This window comes from Paractinoplanes bogorensis (assembly GCF_018829635.1).
Taxonomy (GTDB): domain Bacteria; phylum Actinomycetota; class Actinomycetes; order Mycobacteriales; family Micromonosporaceae; genus Actinoplanes; species Actinoplanes bogorensis.
Map to the genome: position 1 here is coordinate 271461 of NZ_JAHKKG010000004.1, position 17910 is coordinate 289370.

General features: G+C 71.9%; 19 protein-coding genes. 8 read left to right on the top strand and 11 right to left on the bottom strand.

The window, feature by feature from the left end; all coding sequences use genetic code 11:
* Positions 1–2 precede the first annotated feature (2 nt).
* From KOI35_RS13005 to KOI35_RS13020, 4 genes are all read right to left on the bottom strand, one after another.
* Positions 3–263 carry a hypothetical protein gene (locus KOI35_RS13005; protein ID WP_215787021.1) on the bottom strand — a complete coding sequence of 87 codons (261 nt, stop codon included), beginning with the start codon at positions 261–263 and terminating at the stop codon, positions 3–5.
* Between the two features lie 285 nt (positions 264–548).
* Positions 549–1763 carry an MFS transporter gene (locus KOI35_RS13010; RefSeq protein ID WP_215787022.1) on the bottom strand — a complete coding sequence of 405 codons (1215 nt, stop codon included), beginning with the start codon at positions 1761–1763 and terminating at the stop codon, positions 549–551.
* Between the two features lie 121 nt (positions 1764–1884).
* On the bottom strand, positions 1885–2043 hold the full coding sequence (locus KOI35_RS13015; protein WP_215787025.1) for a hypothetical protein: 159 nt from the start codon (positions 2041–2043) through the stop codon (positions 1885–1887).
* Between the two features lie 9 nt (positions 2044–2052).
* A complete protein-coding gene (locus KOI35_RS13020) occupies positions 2053–2433 on the bottom strand; it encodes a PIN domain-containing protein (RefSeq protein WP_215787027.1) in 381 nt (126 codons plus the stop codon).
* A gap of 110 nt (positions 2434–2543) precedes the next feature.
* Here KOI35_RS13020 and KOI35_RS13025 point away from each other — a divergent pair, with 110 nt between their 5' ends.
* Entirely contained in the window at positions 2544–5066 is a 2523-nt protein-coding gene (locus tag KOI35_RS13025) for an ATP-dependent Clp protease ATP-binding subunit (protein ID WP_215787029.1), read from the top strand.
* A gap of 39 nt (positions 5067–5105) precedes the next feature.
* On the opposite strand, the gene KOI35_RS13030 is transcribed toward KOI35_RS13025, so the two are convergent.
* Together KOI35_RS13030 and KOI35_RS13035 are read right to left on the bottom strand one after the other, a co-directional pair.
* Positions 5106–6080: a LysR family transcriptional regulator gene (locus tag KOI35_RS13030; protein WP_215787031.1), complete on the bottom strand. Its 975-nt coding sequence runs from the start codon at positions 6078–6080 to the stop codon at positions 5106–5108.
* A gap of 100 nt (positions 6081–6180) precedes the next feature.
* Positions 6181–6759, bottom strand: a complete 579-nt coding sequence (locus KOI35_RS13035) for a hemerythrin domain-containing protein (RefSeq protein WP_215787032.1) — start codon at positions 6757–6759, stop codon at positions 6181–6183.
* A 63-nt stretch (positions 6760–6822) separates the two neighbouring features.
* Here KOI35_RS13035 and KOI35_RS13040 point away from each other — a divergent pair, with 63 nt between their 5' ends.
* On the top strand, positions 6823–8130 hold the full coding sequence (locus KOI35_RS13040) for a M20/M25/M40 family metallo-hydrolase (RefSeq protein WP_215787034.1): 1308 nt from the start codon (positions 6823–6825) through the stop codon (positions 8128–8130).
* Between the two features lie 21 nt (positions 8131–8151).
* Positions 8152–8832, top strand: a complete 681-nt coding sequence (locus KOI35_RS13045; RefSeq protein WP_215787036.1) for a hypothetical protein — start codon at positions 8152–8154, stop codon at positions 8830–8832.
* A 62-nt stretch (positions 8833–8894) separates the two neighbouring features.
* On the opposite strand, the gene KOI35_RS13050 is transcribed toward KOI35_RS13045, so the two are convergent.
* From KOI35_RS13050 to KOI35_RS13070, 5 genes are all read right to left on the bottom strand, one after another.
* Entirely contained in the window at positions 8895–9086 is a 192-nt protein-coding gene (locus KOI35_RS13050) for a DUF5703 family protein (protein ID WP_215787038.1), read from the bottom strand.
* Between the two features lie 5 nt (positions 9087–9091).
* Positions 9092–10138, bottom strand: coding sequence for a hypothetical protein (locus KOI35_RS13055; RefSeq protein WP_215787040.1), 1047 nt, complete (start codon positions 10136–10138; stop codon positions 9092–9094).
* Positions 10139–10201: 63 nt separating this feature from the next.
* Complete coding sequence (locus tag KOI35_RS13060; protein ID WP_215787042.1) at positions 10202–10843, bottom strand: response regulator transcription factor; 642 nt, start codon at positions 10841–10843, stop codon at positions 10202–10204.
* Positions 10840–12060 carry a sensor histidine kinase gene (locus tag KOI35_RS13065; RefSeq protein WP_308120938.1) on the bottom strand — a complete coding sequence of 407 codons (1221 nt, stop codon included), beginning with the start codon at positions 12058–12060 and terminating at the stop codon, positions 10840–10842. Before KOI35_RS13065 ends, KOI35_RS13060 begins: the two co-directional genes overlap by 4 nt.
* Entirely contained in the window at positions 12061–13056 is a 996-nt protein-coding gene (locus KOI35_RS13070) for an aldo/keto reductase (RefSeq protein ID WP_215787044.1), read from the bottom strand.
* Between the two features lie 114 nt (positions 13057–13170).
* Between KOI35_RS13070 and KOI35_RS13075 the strand changes: the two genes are divergently transcribed.
* The 5 genes from KOI35_RS13075 to mshC all read left to right on the top strand — a co-directional run bounded on the left by KOI35_RS13075 (position 13171) and on the right by mshC (position 17793).
* Positions 13171–14223, top strand: coding sequence for an LLM class F420-dependent oxidoreductase (locus tag KOI35_RS13075; RefSeq protein WP_215787045.1), 1053 nt, complete (start codon positions 13171–13173; stop codon positions 14221–14223).
* The gene (locus KOI35_RS13080) at positions 14223–14966 is read left to right on the top strand and encodes a histidine phosphatase family protein (RefSeq protein ID WP_215787047.1); all 744 of its coding nucleotides are present in this window, start codon (positions 14223–14225) and stop codon (positions 14964–14966) included. Before KOI35_RS13075 ends, KOI35_RS13080 begins: the two co-directional genes overlap by 1 nt.
* A gap of 110 nt (positions 14967–15076) precedes the next feature.
* The gene (locus KOI35_RS13085; protein WP_215787049.1) at positions 15077–15682 is read left to right on the top strand and encodes a DUF3090 domain-containing protein; all 606 of its coding nucleotides are present in this window, start codon (positions 15077–15079) and stop codon (positions 15680–15682) included.
* Positions 15679–16494 (top strand): SCO1664 family protein, encoded by an 816-nt coding sequence (locus KOI35_RS13090; RefSeq protein WP_215787051.1) that lies wholly within the window; start codon positions 15679–15681, stop codon positions 16492–16494. The genes KOI35_RS13085 and KOI35_RS13090 overlap by 4 nt, the downstream gene beginning before the upstream one ends.
* Positions 16495–16554: 60 nt before the next feature.
* A complete protein-coding gene (gene mshC / locus KOI35_RS13095) occupies positions 16555–17793 on the top strand; it encodes a cysteine--1-D-myo-inosityl 2-amino-2-deoxy-alpha-D-glucopyranoside ligase (RefSeq protein WP_215787053.1) in 1239 nt (412 codons plus the stop codon).
* Positions 17794–17910 lie beyond the last annotated feature (117 nt).

The following is a 17910-nucleotide window of genomic DNA, read 5'->3' on the forward strand; positions in this document are numbered from 1 at the left end:
CGTCAGAGGGTCGCCGTGTACTGCTGCGCCTGCTCGACCGCCACGAGGGTCGCGCCCAGGCACTCCTCGAGGGACTGATCGGCCTGCGACAGCTGGGCGTGGGCCGCCCCCACCGCGTCGTTGCCGCTGCCGTCGAGCGCCGCGGCCAGGCTCTGCTGCGCCTCGCCCAGCTTCTCGCGGGCCGCCGCTATCGCCTGCTGCCCCTCGGTGACCTGCTGAAGTGCAGCGTCCACAGCCGCTTTGACCTCGGCGACACTGGCCACCCGTGGAGCCTCCTGCTGTAAGGAACCCTGCTGACGACCCCAGACTACTGCCCTCTTCCTGCCCCGCCGTCCGGGCCGCCCCCTTTGCGCGGTGCGGATGAGTCCCTGTTGGACAGCGTTACCGAGAGCAGTGATCGGGCGCTGCCGGAGCGTCCGAGATCCGACCCTGAATGAACAGGAATGAATCCAGAGGGTGACAGCCCGGCGGCCGTCGCGGGAAGAGTACGCCCGTCCCGCGAACGACCACATTCACCCCCGGGCGTGGATCTCACCACCCGGCAGTGATCAGTCGCCCGCGCTTTCGCCCTGGTTCGGGCGGGCATCGAGGCCGTCCCGTCCGGGGCGCAGCACCAGCGCCATGGCGGCGACCGCCACGACGGCGGCCACCGGGGCGAACGCGAAGCCGGCCCGCACCCCGAGATCGGTCAGCGGTCCGGCCACTGCCGCACCGAGTGCGCTGCCGACGCTGAACGCGGTCATGATCCAGGCGAACGCCTCGACAACCGTCCCGGTGGGGGCGAGCCGGTCGGCGGCCAGGAACACGGCGGTCAGCACCGGCGGGAGCATCAGGCCACTGAGGATCAGCAACACCGTCATGGCCGCGGTGCCCGGGGCGATCAGCAGCGGCAGGTAACCCACGGCGAACACCGCGGTCAGCACCGGCAGCCGACGCGGGCCGCCGGGGGAGGCGCGGGTGTAGAGGAGTCCGCCGATCAGCGCGCCGCCAGCCTGGGCGGCCAGCAGCCAGCCGGTCAACGAGCGGTCGCCCGCCGCCTCGGCATAGCCGGTCAGCACGACCGGGATGCTGCCCACCGCCGCACCCACGAAGGCGACCCCGGCCACCATCACGGCCAGGCGGGGCTCGCGCAAGGGTCCGGCCCAGTGCCGCCGGGCCGGGGTTCCGCGCCATTCCCGTACGGCCGGCGCCGCCACGAACGCGATCACCCCGATCAGCTGGAGCAGCGCGGCCGCGTAGAGGCCCGCGGCCGGTCCGCCCAGCGCGACCGCGCCCAGGGTGACGAGCGGGCCGGTGACGAAGATGACCTCCTGCACGGCGATGTCCAGCGCGTACGCGGCGTGCACGGCGTCCGGCGGCACCAGCATGGGCCACAGCGCCCGCAGGCACGCCTCGAGCGGCGGGGTGCCCAGCCCGGCCAGCGCGGCGCCGAGGCCGATGACGAGCGGGCGGCCGGGCGCGTACGCGGCGATCAGGTAGCCGACCGTGGAGAGGGCGGCCGAGCCGTACAGGACGGGTGGTTGCCGCCACCGGTCGACGGCTCGGGCCAGCACCGGGGCGCCGACGGCCATGCCGGCGGTGAAGACGGCGACCAGTGCGCCGGCGACGACCAGGCTGAGCGTCTCCCGGGCGAACAGCAGGATGGCCAGCGGCGAGGCGGCGAGCGGGAGCCGGCCGACCTGGGCGGCGGTGAGGACGAGCGGGACGTACGGCTGGCGCAGCACCACGCGGGCGCCGGCTCGTTCAGCCGGGGTAGCGGACATGAGGGGACTCCGTTTTCCAGCAGCGCGACGAAACGGCGAGGCGCCACCGCTGGATCAGCGATGCGGGACGGCTCGCGGCGAGTCCGGGGCGCACGGGAAGGTGCGGCCTCGCGAAGAGATGTCAGGCGCGCTGGAGGTGCCACGGAGGGAAGAGCGGCGGCGGCGTCCAGAGCGGCATCGTGCGACCCGATGCCGACGGCGCGAAGTCGCGGCGCTCGTGATCGTTGCCGTAGAGCGGCAACGGCGGAGTGACCCAGCAGGCGAAGCGAGCGGCGGTCACCCCCGCACCCTACCGCCGCGGGACGCTCGTGGGACCCCTCACTTCGGCCCCGGCGGCGATCACCCGATCGCGCAGCCCGCGGTCGGCCGTGACGACCACCACGCGCCGCGAACCGGCCTCGGCTCGGGCCAGATCGGCGATCGTGTCGTCGCCCGAGCCGGCCGCCGGGACCACGTCGACCCCACCCGGAACGCCCGGAATATCGCGAGCGCGCCCCTCGACGACCAGCGCCACGGACACTGGACCGGGGAGGTCGGTCAAGCCCGTGACCAGCACCGGAGCCAGCGCGTCGCGTAGCCGGACGGCCGCCGCGGCCCGATCGCGCCACCACCCGTCGGGTACGGAACCGACGACGTTGGCCCCGTCGACGATCACGAGAGGTACGGTCATGAAGTTGAGCCTACCCGAGTCAACTTTCTCGGATTTTCGGGAATGGTCACGTCGCCCATGACGCTGACAGAGGGCGTGACCAACACGGACACGTGGAAGAAGGAAGACGAATGAGCATCGGACCGATGGGACCGACCGGTCCCGGCCAGTGGGACGACTTCTTCGCGCGCTTCTTCGGTGCGGCGGACCCGCGCCGTTCGGCGCGCATCGATATCACGAAGTACATGAGCGGCGACGCCCGTGAGGTCCTCTCCGGTGCCGCCCGCCGCGCGGCCGAGCTCGCCGACCCGGATCGTCCGGTCGCCGACCTGGACACCGACCACCTGCTGTGGTCCGTGCTGCAGCTCGAGCCGATGAAACAGACCGTGCGCCGCGCCGGCGCCGACCCCGAGTCGCTGCTCTCCGCCCTGGGCCGTCCGGCCGGGGTGCGTGAGGAGCTGCCGACCCAGGTGGCGCTGACCCCGGCCGCGAAGCGGGCGCTGCTCGACAGCCTGCAGCTGTCCCGGGCGCTGGGTTCGTCCTATGTGGGCCCCGAGCACATCCTGATGGCGCTCGGCCTCAACGCCGATTCGGCGGCGGGCCGCCTGCTGGGCGGCAAGCTCGACCCCCAGGCCCTGCAGCAGTCGGGGAGTGTGACGCCGGAGCCGGGCCGCAGCAGCGCGAAGACCCCGGGAAACACCCCCACGCTGGAGCAGTACGGCGTGGACCTGACCGAGATGGCCCGGCGCGGCGAGATCGACCCGGTGATCGGCCGGGCCGACGAGATCGAGCAGGCCGTCGAGATCCTCTCCCGGCGCACCAAGAACAACCCGGTGCTGATCGGCGAGGCCGGCGTCGGCAAGACCGCGATCGTCGAGGGCCTGGCCCAGCGCATCGTGGACGGCGACGTGCCGCTGACCCTGGAGAACAAGCGGGTCATGCAGCTCGACCTGGCCGGCCTGGTGGCGGGTACCCGCTACCGGGGCGACTTCGAGGAGCGCCTGCGCAAGGTCATCGACGAGATCCAGAGCGAGGGCGACAGCCTGATCGTCTTCCTCGACGAGATCCACACGCTGGTCGGCGCCGGTGGCGGCGGCGAGGGCGGCGGCATGGACGCGAGCAACATGCTCAAGCCGGCCCTGGCCCGCGGGCAGCTGCGGGTGGTCGGCGCGACCACGCTGGACGAGTACCGCAAGCACATCGAGAAGGACGCGGCGCTGGCCCGGCGGTTCCAGCCGGTGCTGGTCGGCGAGCCCTCGGTCGAGGACACGGTGGCGATCCTGCGCGGCCTGCGCGACAACTACGAGGCGCACCACCAGGTGCGGATCACCGACGAGGCTCTCGATGCCGCGGCCGAGCTGTCCGACCGCTACATCACCGACCGGTTCCTGCCGGACAAGGCGATCGACCTGATCGACCAGGCCGGCGCGCGGGTGCGGCTGCGGGTGAAGACCCCGGACGCGGGCGTACGGGAACGGGAGCGCCGTCTCGACGAGCTGTCCCGCGACCGTGACCAGGCGGTGGCGGCCGAGAACTACGAGAAGGCGTCGTCGCTGCGTGACGAGATCAACCAGCTCAAGTCCGAGATCACCCAGGGTGTCACCGGCGGCAACAGCGTGCCCCAGGTGACCGAGGCCGACATCGCCGAGGTCGTGTCGCGTGCGACGGGCATCCCGGTCGCGCAGCTCACCGAGGAGGAGCGGGCCCGCCTGCTCAAGCTCGAGGGGCACCTGCACGAGCGGGTGGTCGGCCAGGACGACGCCGTCGTGGCGGTGGCCGAGGCGGTCCGCCGCTCGCGGGCCGGACTGGGCGACCCGGACCGGCCGGTGGGCAGCTTCCTGTTCCTCGGCCCGACCGGCGTCGGCAAGACCGAGCTGGCCCGTTCGCTGGCCGGGGCGCTGTTCGGCGACTCGGACCGGATGGTCCGGCTCGACATGAGCGAGTTCCAGGAGCGGCACACCGTGTCGCGGCTGGTCGGGGCGCCTCCCGGCTACGTCGGCTACGACGAGGCCGGGCAGCTGACCGAGGCGGTGCGCCGCCGCCCGTACAGCGTGGTGCTGCTCGACGAGATCGAGAAGGCCCACCCGGACGTGTTCAACGTGCTGCTGCAGGTGCTCGACGACGGGCGCCTGACCGACAGCCAGGGCCGCACGGTGAGCTTCAAGAACACCGTGCTGATCATGACCAGCAACCTGGGCTCCGACCTGATCAACGGCTCGCGCCGGAGCGTCGGGTTCGGCGCGGTGGGCGGTGCCTCGCCCGACCAGGAGCTGCGCGAGCGGCTCGACCGGCGGCTCAAGGAGCAGCTGCGGCCCGAGTTCATCAACCGGATCGACGAGATCATCATCTTCCGGCAGCTCGAGCAGGAGCAGGTCCGCCAGATCACCGAGCTGATGCTCGACGAGACGCGGCGCCGGCTGCACAACCAGGACGTCACCCTGGAGATCACCACCGCGGCGATCGACTGGCTGGCCGAGAAGGGCTTCCAGCCCGAGTTCGGCGCCCGCCCGCTGCGCCGGGTGATCCAGCGCGAGCTGGACAACCGGCTGTCGTCGATGCTTCTCGCGGCCGACCTGGCCCCGGGCCAGACGATCAAGGTGGACGCCGTGGACGGCGCGCTGGCCTTCACGGCCGACTCGCCCGCCAAGGTCTGACAATTCTGGGGGCTCGGCGACGCCGGGCCCCCAGGAAACTCAGACGAGACTGCCGGTCACCCCCAGCTGCGGGTAGTCGGCCATCCATTCGACGAAGTCGGGATTGCGCTCGACGACCTCCTGGTACGCCTCCTGGGCCATCACCATGAGCTTGTCCGAGCTGTGCGCCGCCGGCGACTCGGGGTGCCAGCCGAGCACCAGCCGCCACCGCAGCGGCGCCCCGCGCAACGGCCGCGAGGTCAGCCCGGGCGGGGGCCGGAACGTGCCCTGGCAGAGCGCCAGCGCCAGGCCCGACTCGACCATGTCGACGCAGCCGCGCACGTCGCTCTCCAGCATCCGCCGCGGCGTGAAGCCGGCCCGGGCGCAGGCGGCCGCGAAGCAGTCGCCGAAACAACCGTCGCCGGTCGCCGCCACCCACGACTCCGAGGCCAGTTCGGCCAGGTCGACGTCGGCGCCCTTGCTGCCCGGATGGTCGTCGGGCATCAGCACGCAGATGCCGTCGATCGCGATCGTCTGCCAGATCAGCCCGTAGTCGGCCGACGGGAACGCGTCACCGCACACGCCCACCTGGGCGTAGTCGAGCTTGCCGGCCAGCACCATGTTGGCCAGGTCGTCGACGTAGTAGGAGGCGTGGGTGGTGATCTGCGCCTCGGGCTGGGCCTGGGCGAGCCGGGACACCATGCCGCCGATGATCGGGCCGCCCAGGGCCCCGATCCGGTAGCGGCTCATCGTGTCGACCCCGGTCGCGCCGGCCAGCCGGGCCGCCTCGTCCTGCAGCCCCTTCATCGCCGGCAGCAGCACCCGGGCGCGGGCGAGCACCAGCTCACCCAGTGCCGTGGGCCGGGCGCCGCGACGGTCCCGCTCGAACAAGGGTCCGCCCAGAGTGCGTTCGATGCGCTGCAGCTGCGCGGTCAGGGCCGGCTGAGCCAGCCCCAGTTGCGATGCCGCCTTGGTCACGCTGCCTGTCTCGGCGATGGCGCAGACCACCTTGAGATGACGCAGCTCCAGGTTCATATCGTGACGTTAGGACCCGGAGGACATCGAACGCTAGACCTATCGACGATTGAAAGATCCCCCACATGTGACAAATGGGTTAACGAATCCGGTGATTTACCTACAAATCCTTTGCGTACGTCGTTCGGCCCGTCACCGCATCGCGAAGTTTGTCGACGACCGCGACCGCCGGATCCACCACCTTGTTCCAGGGCGGCGTCGACGGAGTGCCGGGGTGCGGACGGGTCGGCGCGGCCTCCTCGGCGGTCTCGAAGCGGTTTCCGACCCGGATCAGATCCTCGATCGGCACCATCTGCACAAGAACCGGAAGCAACTCCTCGGCGTCGGCGTCCACGTGCCGCCGGACGGACGCCGCGACCTCGGCCACGCGCTCGGCCGACAGCTGCTTCTGGAGTTGTTGCAGACTGATCAACAGCTGCCGGTCCTCGGCCAGCTCCCGGTCGGCCAGCTCGTCGCCGCCCGGCACGGTACGGCGTACGGCCGGATAGAGATATTGCTCCTCGGCGCTGAGATGCCGGGACAGTTCGGCCACCAGGGCACTGGCCAGGCGCTTGTCGGCCGGGTCGGCGGCCAGGCGATCGCAGAGTTTCAGCAGCCTGCGGTGCTCGCCGGTGACCACGTCGACGACGTTGCGGCCGGTGGTCTCGCCGCCCACGGGCGGCAGCGGGGGAAGATTCAAGGACGACACGGCGCGGCAATACCCCCAGCTGTCGTGGTGACAAACCCCTGATAGGAAGGGGGGATGGAGAATACCTCCGCGGACGAGGTCGTCGGCATCTGCCGCGACCTGCTGCGTATCGATACCACGAACACCGGCGACCCGCGTACGACGGTCGGTGAGCGTGTCGCCGCCGAATACGTCGCCGCGAAGCTGGGCGAGGCCGGCATCGACGTCGAGCTCCACGAGTCGGCGCCGAAACGGGCCAACCTGGTCGCCCGCATCCCGGGGGCCGACCGCAGCCGGGGCGCGCTGCTCGTGCACGGGCATCTCGACGTGGTGCCGGCCGACGCGAGCGAGTGGTCGGTCGATCCCTTCTCGGGCGAGGAGAAGGACGGCTACCTGTGGGGCCGGGGCGCGATCGACATGAAGGACTTCGACGCGATGATGCTCGCCGTGGTCCGGGACTGGTCCCGTACGGGCTACGTGCCCCCGCGCGACATCGTGCTCGCCTACACGGCCGACGAAGAGGCCGGCATGGAGTACGGCTCGCAGTGGCTGGTGCACAACCACCGGGACCTGTTCGAGGGCTGCACCGAGGCGATCGGCGAGGTCGGCGGCTACTCCTACACGGTGAACGACGACCTGCGCCTCTATCTGGTGCAGACCGCCGAGAAGGGGCTCGACTGGCTGCGCATCCACGCCAGTGGCCGCCCCGGGCACGGCTCGTTCATCCACGACGACAACGCCGTGACCCACCTGGCCGAGGCCGTCGCGCGGGTCGGCCACCACCGGTTCCCGATCGTCGTCACGCCCACCGTCCGGGAGTTCCTGGCCCAGGTCGGCGACGCGCTGCAGATCGACATCGACCCGGACAACCCGGAGGTGGCGATCGCCAAGCTGGGCCCGATCGCCAACCTGATCGGCGCCACCATCCGCAACACCGCCAACCCCACCCGTCTCGAGGCCGGCTACAAGGACAACGTGATCCCCGGGCGGGCGTCGGCCACCATCGACTGCCGCACGCTGCCCGGCGAGGCCGACCGGTTCCTGTCCGAGCTGCGCGAGCTGATCGGGCCGGACATCGAGATCGAGCACGTCCACCAGCAGCCGGCCGTCGAGACGGAGTTCGGCGGCGATCTGGTCGAGGCGATGGGGGCCGCGCTGCGCGCCGAGGATCCGGGGGCGCGTACTGTGCCGTACCTGATGTCCGGGGGCACCGATGCGAAGGCCTTCTCGACGCTCGGCATCCGTTGCTTCGGGTTCGCCCCGTTGCGGCTTCCCGCCGACCTGAACTTCGCCTCCTTGTTCCACGGCATCGACGAGCGCGTGCCGGTCGACGGGCTAAAGTTCGGCGTGCGTGTGCTCGACCGTCTTCTCCGGAACAGCTGACCTGCGGAAGGACCCAAACCGATGACCGACCAGTACGCGGATCTCGACGCCGCCCTCGAGCGGGTGATCGAGGCCTCCCGGGCGCATCTCGCGGCGGTCAAGGCGGCCGAGGGCCGTCCCGATGACGACGGTGTCTGGCAGGCCTACGTCGACCTCAACAACGCCTCTTTCGCGTACGACGAGAAGCTGCTCGACGGCTTCGGCGAGGTGACGCCGTGGGACGTCGAGTCGATCGACCCGAACGAGGCCGACGCCCGCTTCGGCCTGGGCGTGGACGGCTTCGACGCGTCCGCCGGCGCCGACCCGTACCCGCAGGTCCTCTCGGTGCGGCAGCGGCGTGACTACCGCGTGCCGAGCGTGTCGGCGCTGCTGCGCCGGGCCGAGGAGGCCCGCCGCCAGTCGGTGCCCGAGGACGAGGACGCCGGCGCGGTCGAGTCGGTCGGCGAGGCCGTGCTCGAGCTGCTGCAGGCGGGCGACGGGTCGCTGTCGTCGCTCGACGTGCCCGAGCTGGAGCCGCTCGACGGCCTGCTCACGGTCACCGAGATCTCCCAGCCGCTCGACCTCGACGAGTTCGAAGACTCGGACGGTGACGGCCCGTTCGCGCCCAAGGAGGGCGACCTGCTGGTCGGCCGGCTCGACGAGCACCCGTTCCTGCCCGACGAGGACGAGCACGACCACGACCACGCCGGCCACCAGCACTGAGCTTGACCGGCGTCGTCGCATGAAGTTGTGAAGAAGGGCCCGTCCGTGCGGACGGGCCCTTCTCAGTAGCTCAGCCCCGGCTGCGGGGTGGGCTGGATCCGGCGGCGGAGCATCACCTTGCGGGTGCCGTCCCGATAGAGCTGCACCCGGGCCAGCTCCCAGCCCGAGAACTCCGCCTGGATCGCGAGCTGCGCCGCGGCCGTCAGCCGATCGACATTCGAGGGCAACCGCAGCGGCGCGTATTCGTAGTTCATGCGATCTAATATGCGCCCGCCTGCGGCCGTGACACCAGCCCCGGCGTGGTGTCGCCCGGACCGCACTTCCGGCAGGCCGGACGGCGCCGGAGGTAGTAGCCGAGGGTCGCCGTGCCCAGCGCCACCGACCAGATCGGCCAGGCCAGCATGGGGGCGACGGCCACCGTGTCGCTGGTGAGCGTGTCGAAGAAGACCGGGTCGGCGTAGAAGGCCACCGAGGCGGACATCACAAAGATCGCCACCAGGGTCGCGGGCACGGTGGCCAGCCGGATCGGCACCCGCTTGCCGGCCAGGCCGGGCATCCAGCTTGGGAAGACCTCGCCCCAGCGCTGCACCAGGCCGAGCGTCAGGATCGCGCCGACGACCGCGAAGGCGCCCAGCCCGGAGCCGGCCCACACCGCGCCGCTCTCCCGCAGCTCGCGCAGGGTGTCCTCGGTGAGACCGACCGGGATGCCGAGGAGCCAGGCGAACCGGGTGGCGGCGTAGAGCAGCGGGATCACGGCGGCCACGTACGTCGCCCACCGGGCCCACGACCCCGTGCCGCGCAGCGCCGGGCGCCCGCAGTCCTCGCACGCCCCGGACGTGGCGAACTGCCATCGGAGCACGGCCCGGGCCAGCAGCACCCCGCCGATGACGGCGAACGCCTGGTTGGCCAGCGTCCAGGTGAAAACGGTCGAGTAGTCGATGTCGGGCGGCCAGCCGAACGGTAGCCCGATGATCAGGATCGGCAGGTAGCCGGTGAGCGTCAGCAGGCTGGTATCCGGGATCACCACCAGCAGCGCCGTGACGACCACCCCCAGGTAGGTGAGCATCGCGATGCGCGCGGGCCGGGGGACCGGGCGGCCGCCGCTCATGATCAGCAGGAGCACCGCGGCCAGGAGCAGGACCCCGGCGAACAGCGGCGCGCCGACCTCGGCCGGCAGGGCGCGCAGCGGGCTGGTCTCGGAGCGGGTGCCGCCGGGACCGTAGGGAAAGCCGTGGCCGGTCACGGACCAGACCAGCGCGAGGGTTCCGTAGAGGGCGGCCCATCCGGCCGCGAGCTTCTGTGCCATGCGTCGACGGTCCCAACTGACCGGCGCGGGGAGATCCCGGCCGCGGGGGATCCGTCTCCCTCGTCAGGGGGAGATGAACCCCGAGCGGTACGCGGTGACGACGGCCTGGGTGCGGTCGCGGACCCCGAGCTTGGCCAGCACGCTGCCGACGTGCGTCTTGATCGTCTCGACGCCGAGCACCAGCCGCGCGGCGATCTCGGCGTTGGACAGGCCCTCTGCCATCAGCTCGAGCACCTCGGCCTCGCGGTCGGTCAGCGGTGCACCCGGCAACCGCCCGGGCGACGGACGCTGGTGGGTGGCGGCCAGACGGCGTACGGCCTCGGGAAACAGCAGGGAATCACCGCGCGCGACCATCCGCACCGCCTCGGTGATCCGTTCCGGTCGCGCCCGCTTGAGCAGGAAACCGCTCGCCCCGGCCGCGAGCGCCTCGTACACGTACTCGTCGTTCTCGAAGGTGGTCAGCACCAGCACCCGGGGCGGGTCGTCGAGCCGGTCGAGCAGCAGCCGGGTGGCCTGGATGCCGTCGATCCGGGGCATCCGCACGTCCATCAGCACGACGTCCGGGCGCAGCCGGCGGGCCTCCGGAACGGCCTGATCACCATCGGTCGCCTCGCCGGCCACGGTGATGTCACCGGCCGCACCTAGCACCGCGCTCAGCCCGGCCCGGATCAGGTCGTCGTCGTCCACGATCAGCACTGTGATCACGTCTCGTCCCCCCGTGGCAGCCGTGCCTCGACCTTCCAGATCCCGTCGGTCGCCCCGGCCGTCAGATGACCCCCGAGCAGCCGTACGCGTTCCCGCATGCCCGCCAGCCCCCGGCCCCCGCTCGTCCCGGTCGGGGCGCCGACCTCGATGGCGATCCTGTTGGCGACCTCGATGACGAGAGCGTCGGGCGCGGTGACCCGCAGTCTGACCCGCCCCGTCCCGTGTTTGGCCGCGTTGGTCAGGCTCTCCTGCACGATCCGGAACGCCTCCCGGGAGACGGCCGGCGGCACCTCCACCATGTCCACCTGCGCGTCGACGTCGTCGGTCAGCAGACGGTCGAGGTCGGCCAGGGTCGGCGCGTCGGTCTCGCCGTCCGTAGGACCAGGCGTCGGCGGGGGCACAGCGTCGCGCAGCAGGCCGAGGACGGCGTCCAGTTCCTCCAGCGCGGTCCGGCCGAGATCCTCGATGGACCCCAGGGCGCGCCGGGCGAAATCGGGGTCGCGGTCGAAGACGGTGCGGGCCGCACCCGCCTGCAGCGTGACCGCGGTCAGCGCGTGGCCGACCGAGTCGTGCAGTTCGCGGGCGAGCCGGTTGCGTTCGGCCAGCCTGCGCTCCTGCGCTTCCAGCACGGCGACCCGCTCGGCCGCCGAGGGGCCCAGCAGCACCGGGGCCATGGTCGCGGCCAGCGCGCCCAGCCCGGCGGTGGCGTAGACCGAGCCGATCAGCAGTGCGACCCCGGCCGCCGTCCAGCCCCAGCGGTTGTCGGCCCGCAGCGGACCCAGGTCGGCGCCGACCAGCGCACCCTCGGTCAGGCCGGCCCGCTCGGTGAAGGCCAGCAGCGCCAGCGGCACCGCGATGAGCAGGATCGTGCCGACCACCGCGCCGCTGATCAGGTGCAGTCCGAACCAGACGGCCGAGCGCAGCCGGGTCTCGAGGGGCATCGGGCGGCGGCGGTCGTGCTCGGGCAGTGGCACGCCGAGCAGGGCCCGCACCGCGGTGATCTCCAGCTCGCGGGTGCCGCCCAGAAACGGGGGGACGACGGCCACGGCGAACGCCACCGCCGCCGTGGCCAGCACACCGGCCAGGTTGCCGTCGCCGGACGTGAGCATCTGGGCCAGCAGGCCCGCCGTCATCGCGTACGGGAGAAGGATGACCCCGCCCAGCAGCAGGAAGACCCCGCGGCGATAGGTGATCGCGCGCAGCAGAGGGCGGAACACTCAGCCCTCGCCGTCCGGGTATCCGACCCCTTCGCGCTCGGGATAGCCGACGTCGATCGCGGACACGTCGTCGAGCGCGCCGGCGATCTCGGCCGGCAGGGTCAGGTCCTCGCTGGCCAGGGCACCCTGCAACTGGGCGGCGGTCCGCGCGCCGAGGATCGGGGCGGCCACCCCGGGCCGGTCGCGGATCCAGGCCAGCGCCACCTCGACCGGCGAGGCGCCCAGCCCGGAGGCCGCGGTGACGACCGCCTGCACGATGCTGGAGCTGCGCGGCTCGAGATAGGTCTGCACGAACGGGGCCAGATGCTCGGTGGCGGCCCGCGAGTCGAGCGGCCGGCCGTTGCGGTATTTGCCGGTGAGCACCCCGCGGCCCAGTGGCGACCAGGCCAGCACCCCGAAGCCGAGGGCCTGCGAGGCGGGCAGCAGCTCGCGCTCGATGCCCCGCTCGAGCAGCGAGTACTCCATCTGGGCGGCCACGATCGGGGCCCGCCCCGGATAGGCCGACTGCCAGGTCGCGGCGCGGGCGGTCTGCCAGGCGGCGAAGTTCGAGACCCCCACGTAACGCACCCGGCCGCTGTTCACCGCGTGGTCGAGGGCGGCCAGGGTCTCTTCGAGCGGGGTCATCGGGTCGTTGCCGTGCACCTGCCACAGGTCGACGTAGTCGGTGCCGAGCCGGCGCAGCGACGCGTCGAGCGAGCGCAGCAGGTTGCCCCGGGAGCCGTCGCGGCGCCGGTAGCCGTGCGGGGTGAGCCCGGCCTTGGTGGCGATCACCACCTCGTCGCGCGGCACGAGGTGGTCGAGCAGCGAGCCGATCACCGACTCGGCATCGCCGTCGCCGTAGACGTCGGCCGTGTCGAGCAGCGTGCCGCCGGCCTCGAGGAACAGCTTGAGCTGGGCCGCCGCGTCGTCCGGGTCGGTGTCGCGGCCCCAGGTCATGGTGCCGAGCGCGAGCCGCGAGACCGCGAGCCCGCTACGGCCGAGCGGTCGTTGCAGCATGAGTGAACCTTATTCAGTAGTTGTCAAGAGCGAAATCCTCCCGGCGCCCGCCTCTTGAGTCGAGAGCGGGTCAGTAGGCTTCGGGGGGACGACGGCGTCAGTGGGAGGAAGATCGTGCGGCTCGGACTCAACCTCGGCTATCAGGCGGCGTGGACCACGCCCGCCGACCACCTGGCGATGGCACAGGAGGCAGACCGGCTCGGCTATGCGGTCGTGTGGTCGGCCGAGGCCTACGGCTCCGACACGGTCAGCATGCTGGCCTGGATCGCCGGCCAGACCCAGCGGATCGACCTGGGCGCCGCGGTGATGCAGATCCCGGCCCGCACCCCGGCCATGACGGCGATGACCGCGGCCACGATCGACACCCTCTCCGGCGGCCGGTTCCGGCTCGGCCTGGGCGTCTCGGGTCCCCAGGTCTCCGAGGGCTGGCACGGTGTGCGTTTCGCCAAACCTCTTTCCCGTACGCGGGAATACGTCGAGATCGTCAAGATGGCGATCGCCCGGCAGCCCGTCTCGTTCTCGGGCGAGCACTACACGCTGCCGTTGCCCGACGGCCCGGGCAAGGCGCTGCGCCTCGGCTTCCACCCGCCCCGCGAGGCGGTGCCGATCTACCTCGCCGCCGTCGGCCCCAAGAACCTCGAGCTCGCGGGCGAGATCGCCGACGGCTGGCTGGCCATCTTCTTCGCGCCCGACGCGGCCGGCGAATATCTGCAGCACATCGAGCGTGGCCGGTCCAAGCACGGACTGGGCCTGACCGGCTTCGACGTGGCGCCCAGCGTGCCGGTCGTGCTCGGCGACAACGTGGCCTGGTGCGCCGACGTGCTGCGCGGCTACGCGTCGCTCTACGTCGGTGGCATGGGCAGCCGCGAGCAGAACTTCTACAACCAGCTGGCCGTGCGGATGGGCTACGCCGAGGCCGCGGCCAAGGTGCAGGACCTCTACCTGAGCGGCAAGAAGGCGGAGGCGGCCGAGGCCGTGCCGCAGGAGTTCATCGAGCGCACCTCGATCCTCGGCAACAAGATCCAGGTCAAGGAACGCCTGCGTCAGTACGCCGAGGCGGGTGTCGGCACGCTGTCGATCAGCCCCTACGTCGGCGACCTCAAGAGCGGCCTGGACACCCTGCGGATCGTCGCCGAGGCGTTCGAAGAGCTCGGCATGGCCGAATAGTGGCCACCGTTCTGCTGCTCCGGCACGGGCGCACGACGGCCAACGCGAGCGGCGAGCTGGCCGGTCGGCGCCCGGTCGAGCTCGACGACACCGGCCGCACCCAGGCCGGCCGGGCCGGCGAGCGGCTGCGCGTGCTGCCGCTGGCCGGGGTCGTGACCAGCCCGCTGATCCGCTGCCGCACCACCGTCGAGCTGGCCCTGCCCGGCACGACGGCGGTGGTCGACGAGGGCCTGACCGAGTGCGGTTACGGCGACTGGGAGGGCCGCCCGCTCAAGGAACTGGCCAAGGAACCGCTCTGGCCGGTCGTGCAGGCCCACCCGAGTGCCGCCGTCTTTCCGAACGGCGAGGCCATGGCCGCGATGTCGGCCCGCGCGGTGGCCACGGTCCGGCGCTGGGACGCGGCCTTCACCGAGAGCCACGGGCCCGACGCGCTGTGGGTGGCGTGCAGCCACGGCGATGTGATCAAAGCCATCATCGCCGACGCCATGGGTCTGCACCTCGACCAGTTCCAGCGGATCGTGGCCGACCCGGCCTCGGTCAGCGTCATCCGATACACACCGACCAGGTCTTTCGTCGTACGCGTGAACGACTGCGCCGACCTCACCGGTCTGATCCCGCCGCCCGCCAAGGACGGCGACCGCTCGGATGCGGTGGTCGGGGGAGGCGCCCCCTTGGACGCCGCAGTCGGTGGTGACGCTCGTTCCGACGCCGTGGTCGGCGGCGGCGCCGGCGGCGGTGTGTGACTGCTCTGTGTGACAAATGTGTTACCGCAGGTGGGTGAGCGTTGCGCCCTCGGCGAACCCGGACCGGTCGGGATGCGCGGGGGCGCGCGGTCGTGGATAGGGTTGTCGGCATGACCCACCAGGTGCACTCGTTCGAGCCGCCGGAGCGGTTCGTCGCCGGGACGGTGGGCGAGCCGGGCGACCGCACGTTCTTCCTCCAGGCCCGTGGCGGCGGCCGGGTGGTCAGCGTCGCGCTGGAGAAGGTCCAGGTGTCGCTGCTCGCCGAAAAGCTCGAGGAGTTGCTCGTCGAGGCCAACAAACGGTTCGGCGTCGACCTGCCCGAGCTGCCCGTGCTGGCCACCCACGACAACGAGCCGCTCGACACCCCGGTCGACGAGGAGTTCCGGGTCGGCACCCTCGGCCTGGCCTTCGACGTCGACACCAGCACCGTGGTGATCGAGGCGATCGAGGCCGGCGAGGCCGAGGTCGAGATCGAGCTGACCGACGGCGACGACGACGCGCCCGTGGTCGAGGAGGATGCCGACGACGAGGACGCCGACGAGCCCGACGACGACCTCGACCGCCTCCGGGTGCGGCTGACCCCCGAGGCGACCCGCGCGTTCATCGACCGCGCGCGCCGGGTGGTGGCCGCCGGCCGGCCCCCGTGCCCGCTCTGCGGCCAGCCGCTCGACCCGGCCGGTCACCTCTGCCCCCGGCACAACGGCTACCACCGGTGAAGAGCGAGCCCGCCGCGGCGCTGGCCGAGGCCGATGCCCTCGACCTGCTGGCCCGCGGCCGGCTCGAGATCGAGGGCCGGCTGGTCGACGCGTCCAACACCACGCTGCGGGCCGAGATCACGCTCGACGGTCTGACCCGCCGCTGCGTCTACAAGCCGGTGCAGGGCGAGCGCCCGCTGTGGGACTTCCCCGACGGCACGCTGGCCGGCCGCGAGGTGTCGGCCTATCTGGTCTCCAAGGCGACCGGCTGGGATCTGGTGCCCCCGACGATCCTGCGCGAGGGCCCGCTCGGCGTGGGCGCGCTGCAGCTCTGGATCGACGAACCCGAGACGGCCGAATCCCTGATCGGCTTCGTGCCCGCGTGGGACGTGCCCGAGGGCTGGCTGCCGGTCGCCAACGCGCGCGACGACGACGGCGAGGCCTACGCGTTGGCCCACGCCGACGACCCCCGGCTGGCCCGGCTCGCGGTGTTCGATGCGGTGATCAACAACGCCGACCGCAAGGGTGGCCACGTGCTCTACCCGGCCACCGGCTCGGTCCACGGCGTCGACCACGGTGTCAGCTTCCACGTCGAGAACAAGCTGCGTACGGTCCTGTGGGGCTGGACCGGCAAGCCCCTGGTCCCCGAGGCCAACGAGGTTCTCCCGGCCCTGCTCGCGTCGCTGGGCGGCCCGCTGGGCGAGGAGCTCGAGGAACACCTGACGATCACCGAGGTCGAGACCGTACGCCGCCGGATCAAGCGCCTGCTGCGCCGGGGCCGCTATCCCGACCCGCCCCAGGACTGGCCCGCCATCCCGTGGCCGCCCGTCTGAGTTGTTGCTTTCTTCACGCCCCCGGGTGTGTTCTCAGGAGCGCTGGATAGGCTCCTGACCATGGATGCTTGGACCGGGCACGACGTGCCGACCCTGCCCGGAGAGGCCCTGCCGCCGCTCCTGTTCGATTCGGCCCGCCGCGAGATCGCCCCGACCTCGCCCGGTTCCACCGCGACGATGTACGTCTGCGGCATCACGCCCTACGACGCCACCCACCTCGGGCACGCGGCCACGATGATCGCGTTCGATCTGGTGAACCGGCTCTGGCGCGACGCCGGCCACGACGTCAACTACGTGCAGAACGTGACCGACATCGACGACCCGCTGCTCGAGCGGGCCGAGCGCGACGGCGAGGACTGGATCGTGCTCGCCATGCGCGAGACCGCCCTGTTCCGCGAAGACATGGAGGCGCTGCGGATCATCCCGCCGGCGCACTACGTGGGCGCGGTCGAGTCGATCCCGGCCATCGTCGAGCACGTGCGCGAGCTGATCGCGGCCGGCGCCGCCTACACCCTCGACGACGGCACCGGCGACGTGTACTACTCGATCGCCGTCGCCCCGCGGTTCGGCTACGAGTCCAACCTGAGCCGCGACGAGATGACCGTCCTCTCGGCCGAGCGCGGCGGCGACCCCGAGCGGTCCGGCAAGCGAGACCCGCTCGACCCCCTGCTGTGGCGCGGCGCCCGCGACGGCGAGCCGGCCTGGGACGGCGGCGACCTCGGCCCCGGCCGCCCCGGCTGGCACATCGAGTGCGCGACGATCGCGCTCGGCCGGCTCGGCGACACCATCGACGTGCAGGGCGGCGGAAGCGACCTGCTCTACCCGCACCACGAGTGCTCGGCCGCGCACGCCGAGACGCTGACCGGGAAGGCGCCGTTCGCCGCGCACTACGTGCACGCGGGCATGATCGGCCTGGACGGCGAGAAGATGTCGAAGTCGAAGGGCAACCTGGTCTTCGTGTCCCGGCTGCGCGGCGACGGCGTCGACCCGATGGCCGTCCGGCTGGGCCTGCTCTCGGGGCACTACCGCGCCGACCGCGAGTGGACCGACGACGTGCTCAAGGCGGGGGAGGAGCGGCTGGCCCGGTGGCGTTCGGCGGCCGTCGCGCCGGCCGGGCCGTCGGGCGAGGGCCTGCTTTCGGCCGTACGGGAAACTCTGCACTCTGATCTTGATGCGCCCGCGGCGCTGGCCGTGGTGGACGCGTGGGCCGAGGCCGCGCTCTCGGGTGCCGGTGATGACGACCAGGCGCCGGCCCTGATGGCGCGGACGGTGGACGCATTGCTGGGCGTGCGTCTGTGAACGGCGCACCCTAATGGCCCGGAACGATGTGTGGAGCATTTTGGCTAATTCGCACCGGATTAGTTGTAGTTGGCCGTAAAGACGCACATTTCGTCGGCGAGAAGTCCAGACTTTCGG